Consider the following 5,460-nt stretch of genomic DNA (forward strand, 5'->3'; position numbering starts at 1 on the left):
TCCCCTCTACAAGGGAAGAGTGTTGTCAAGTTATCGGCTTATTAGTACCGGTCAGCTCCATGGGTCGTTAGTCCCCACTTCCACATCCGGCCTATCAACCCAGTAGTCTAGCTGGGAGCCTCTCACCCCGAAGGGTATGGAAATCTCATCTCGAAGCCGGCTTCCCGCTTAGATGCTTTCAGCGGTTATCCGTTCCGAACGTAGCTAATCAGCGGTGCCCTTGGCAGGACAACTGACACACCAGAGGTTCGTCCATCCCGGTCCTCTCGTACTAGGGATAGATCTTCTCAAATTTCCTACGCGCGCAGCGGATAGGGACCGAACTGTCTCACGACGTTCTAAACCCAGCTCGCGTACCGCTTTAATGGGCGAACAGCCCAACCCTTGGGACCTACTCCAGCCCCAGGATGCGACGAGCCGACATCGAGGTGCCAAACCATGCCGTCGATATGGACTCTTGGGCAAGATCAGCCTGTTATCCCCGAGGTACCTTTTATCCGTTGAGCGACAGCGCTTCCACAAGCCACTGCCGGATCACTAGTCCCGACTTTCGTCCCTGCTCGACTTGTCAGTCTCACAGTCAAGCTCCCTTGTGCACTTACACTCGACACCTGATTGCCAACCAGGTTGAGGGAACCTTTGGGCGCCTCCGTTACTCTTTAGGAGGCAACCGCCCCAGTTAAACTACCCACCAGGCACTGTCCCAGAACCGGATCACGGTTCGTAGTTAGATATCCAAAGTGACCAGAGTGGTATTTCAACAATGACTCCACCTGAACTAGCGTCCAAGCTTCACAGTCTCCCACCTATCCTACACAAGCCACTCCGAACACCAATACCAAGCTGTAGTAAAGGTCACGGGGTCTTTCCGTCCTGCTGCGCGTAACGAGCATCTTTACTCGTAGTGCAATTTCGCCGAGTTCGCGGTTGAGACAGCTGGGAAGTCGTTACGCCATTCGTGCAGGTCGGAACTTACCCGACAAGGAATTTCGCTACCTTAGGATGGTTATAGTTACCACCGCCGTTTACTGGGGCTTAAATTCTGAGCTTCGCTTGCGCTAACCCTTCCTCTTAACCTTCCAGCACCGGGCAGGCGTCAGTCCGTATACATCGTCTTGCGACTTGGCACGGACCTGTGTTTTTAGTAAACAGTCGCTTCCCACTGGTCTCTGCGGCCTTTCCCGCTCCGGGAGTAAATCCCATCACGGTTCCGGCCCCCCTTCTCCCGAAGTTACGGGGGCATTTTGCCGAGTTCCTTAACCACGATTCTCTCGATCTCCTTGGTATTCTCTACCTGACCACCTGAGTCGGTTTGGGGTACGGGCGGCTTGAACCTCGCGTCGATGCTTTTCTCGGCAGCATAGGATCACTGATTTCCCCCAATCGGGGTACGCATCGGGTCTCAGGCACATTGACGACGGATTTGCCTATCGTCAGCCCTACATCCTTACACCAGGTTCACCTTACGGATACCATCGCCTGGCTCAGCTACCTTCCTGCGTCACACCTGTTAATACGCTAACCGCACCAGCATGGGGTCGAGCGTTAGACCGGCCGGCATCACCCCGAAGGGATCCGCTCAGCCGGGTTAGGACTCTTAGCACCACTGGATTAGCTTGGGCGGTTCTTCGCCGGTACGGGAATATCAACCCGTTGTCCATCGACTACGCCTGTCGGCCTCGCCTTAGGTCCCGACTTACCCAGGGCGGATTAACCTGGCCCTGGAACCCTTGGTCTTTCGGAGGACGGGTTTCTCACCCGTCTTTCGCTACTCATGCCTGCATTCTCACTCGTGTGGCCTCCACGGCTGGTTTACACCGCCGCTTCACTGGCCACACGACGCTCTCCTACCACTCCGTACGACTGAACCACGAAGGCTTGTCTATAATACGAAATCTACAACTTCGGTGGTGTGCTTGAGCCCCGTTACATTGTCGGCGCGGAATCACTTGACCAGTGAGCTATTACGCACTCTTTCAAGGGTGGCTGCTTCTAAGCCAACCTCCTGGTTGTCTATGCAACTCCACATCCTTTCCCACTTAGCACACGCTTAGGGACCTTAGTTGGTAGTCTGGGTTGTTTCCCTCTCGACGATGAAGCTTATCCCCCACCGTCTCACTGCTGCGCTCTCACTTACCGGCATTCGGAGTTTGGCTGACGTCAGTAAGCTTTTGGGCCCCATCGGCCATCCAGTAGCTCTACCTCCGGCAAGAAACACGCAACGCTGCACCTAAATGCATTTCGGAGAGAACCAGCTATCACGAAGTTTGATTGGCCTTTCACCCCTATCCACAGCTCATCCCCTCCATTTTCAACTGAAGTGGGTTCGGTCCTCCACGACGTCTTACCGTCGCTTCAACCTGGCCATGGATAGATCACTTCGCTTCGGGTCTAGGACATGCGACTGGATCGCCCTCTTAAGACTCGCTTTCGCTACGGCTACCCCACACGGGTTAACCTCGCCACATATCGCTAACTCGCAGGCTCATTCTTCAAAAGGCACGCTGTCACCCCTACAAGGAGGCTCCAACGGTTTGTAAGCAAACGGTTTCAGGTACTATTTCACTCCCCTCCCGGGGTACTTTTCACCTTTCCCTCACGGTACTTGTCCGCTATCGGTCATCTGGGAGTATTTAGGCTTATCAGGTGGTCCTGACAGATTCACACGGGATTTCTCGGGCCCCGAGCTACTTGGGATCCCCATTCAGCCAGCGCCAGCATTTCGGCTACGGGGTTCGCACCCTCTATGACCAGCCATTCAAAGCTGTTCGCCTATACTGCGCTGTAACTGTTCCTGTCCGGCAGAACAGGACAACGGGTCCCACAACCCCGACCATGCAACGACCGCCGTCTATCACACATGACCGGTTTAGCCTCTTCCGATTTCGCTCGCCACTACTCACGGAATCACTGTTGTTTTCTCTTCCTGTGGGTACTGAGATGTTTCACTTCCCCACGTTCCCTCTACCCGCCCTATATATTCAGGCGGGAGTCACCAGGTCAAAACGCCTGGCGGGGTTTCCCCATTCGGAAATCCTCGGATCAGGGCTCGATTATCAGCTCCCCGAGGCTTATCGCAGATTTCTACGTCCTTCTTCGGCTCCAGATGCCAAGGCATCCACCGTTTGCTCTTAGAAACTTGACCACAAAGTTGCCACCAGCCAAAGCTGGCAGCTCAGTGTTATCTCATTCGCCAACCCAACCCGAAGGCTGAGTTGGTCTAAGAAATTGCACTTAGTATCACAAACCCGGTCACCAACCCCCTAAAGGGCCNGGCTCGTGATTTGCGACTAAGATGCTCGCGTCCACTGTGTAGTTCTCAAAATACGGGCGGCACCAGAATCACCCTGCGATACATGCAGGACTTTCCTGGCCCAGAGGTAAAACCCCACACCCCGAAGAGCGTGGAAGCTTGGTCCCTCAGGACCCAACAGCGTGCATACCGTTCCGCTTGTGCGCCACACCGTTCCAGACCTCCGAAGAGATCGTACTAAGCACTGCGCCGTCACAAAACGACCATTGTCAATGTTCCACCNCATGAGCGCCAGCCAGAGACATTCGCTCCGGAACTGACTTGACCAGATGATCCCTGTGTAAACAGCAGGGCTGGTACATGCTCCTTAGAAAGGAGGTGATCCAGCCGCACCTTCCGGTACGGCTACCTTGTTACGACTTAGTCCTAATCACCGATCCCACCTTCGACAGCTCCATCCCACAAGGGGTTAGGCCACTGGCTTCGGGTGTTACCGACTTTCATGACTTGACGGGCGGTGTGTACAAGGCCCGGGAACGTATTCACCGCAGCGTTGCTGATCTGCGATTACTAGCGACTCCGACTTCATGGGGTCGAGTTGCAGACCCCAATCCGAACTGAGACCGGCTTTTTGGGATTCGCTCCACCTTACGGTATCGCAGCCCTTTGTACCGGCCATTGTAGCATGCGTGAAGCCCAAGACATAAGGGGCATGATGATTTGACGTCATCCCCACCTTCCTCCGAGTTGACCCCGGCAGTCTCCTATGAGTTCCCACCATAACGTGCTGGCAACATAGAACGAGGGTTGCGCTCGTTGCGGGACTTAACCCAACATCTCACGACACGAGCTGACGACAACCATGCACCACCTGTATACCGACCTTGCGGGGCGACCATCTCTGGCCGTTTCCGGTATATGTCAAGCCTTGGTAAGGTTCTTCGCGTTGCATCGAATTAATCCGCATGCTCCGCCGCTTGTGCGGGCCCCCGTCAATTCCTTTGAGTTTTAGCCTTGCGGCCGTACTCCCCAGGCGGGGAACTTAATGCGTTAGCTGCGACACGGAGACCGTGGAATGGTCCCCACATCTAGTTCCCAACGTTTACGGCGTGGACTACCAGGGTATCTAATCCTGTTCGCTCCCCACGCTTTCGCTCCTCAGCGTCAGTTACGGCCCAGAGATCTGCCTTCGCCATCGGTGTTCCTCCTGATATCTGCGCATTCCACCGCTACACCAGGAATTCCAATCTCCCCTACCGCACTCTAGTCTGCCCGTACCCACTGCAGGCTGGGGGTTGAGCCCCCAGATTTCACAGCAGACGCGACAAACCGCCTACGAGCTCTTTACGCCCAATAATTCCGGACAACGCTTGCACCCTACGTATTACCGCGGCTGCTGGCACGTAGTTAGCCGGTGCTTTTTCTGCAGGTACCGTCACTTTCGCTTCTTCCCTACTAAAAGAGGTTTACAACCCGAAGGCCGTCATCCCTCACGCGGCGTTGCTGCATCAGGCTTTCGCCCATTGTGCAATATTCCCCACTGCTGCCTCCCGTAGGAGTCTGGGCCGTGTCTCAGTCCCAGTGTGGCCGGTCACCCTCTCAGGCCGGCTACCCGTCGTCGCCTTGGTGAGCCATTACCTCACCAACTAGCTGATAGGCCGCGAGTCCATCCTTGACCGAAATTCTTTCCAACTCCTAGCCATGCGGCTGAAGCTCGTATCCGGTATTAGACGCCGTTTCCAGCGCTTATCCCAGAGTCAAGGGCAGGTTACTCACGTGTTACTCACCCGTTCGCCACTAATCCCCCCAGCAAGCTGGAGTTCATCGTTCGACTTGCATGTGTTAAGCACGCCGCCAGCGTTCGTCCTGAGCCAGGATCAAACTCTCCGTAAAAGAAAAAACAGACCAACCGGAAAAAGGCCGAATCTGCTGAATTTGATGCTGACCAAAGAACAAAACAATCTGACGATTGTTGTTGTCCATCAATCTCAAAGAAACCTAAACACCACTCAGAACCGAAGTTCATCACGATGCCAGGGTATAATTTGGCATTTGACAATGTGCACGCTGTTGAGTTCTCAAGGACCAAACGCACCCGGAACCCGACCTATATAAAGGCCCTCGTCCGAGGCAGCTGTGAAACCTTAGCACCGATCTTCACCATGTAAGACCACCGCTCTTCGACCCCCGTAAGGAGCCGGTGTCGC

2 rRNA genes are annotated in these 5,460 nt (G+C 54.8%); both read right to left on the reverse strand.

Annotated elements, in window-relative coordinates:
- Positions 1–21: 21 nt before the first annotated feature.
- Positions 22–3,145, reverse strand: a 23S ribosomal RNA gene (locus ASF82_RS15025).
- A gap of 479 nt (positions 3,146–3,624) precedes the next feature.
- Positions 3,625–5,146: ribosomal RNA gene (locus tag ASF82_RS15030) — 16S ribosomal RNA — on the reverse strand.
- Together the 16S and 23S rRNA genes form the textbook arrangement of a ribosomal RNA operon.
- Positions 5,147–5,460: the final 314 nt, after the last annotated feature.

The organism is Frigoribacterium sp. Leaf164 (genome assembly GCF_001423665.1).
Lineage (GTDB): Bacteria > Actinomycetota > Actinomycetes > Actinomycetales > Microbacteriaceae > Frigoribacterium > Frigoribacterium endophyticum.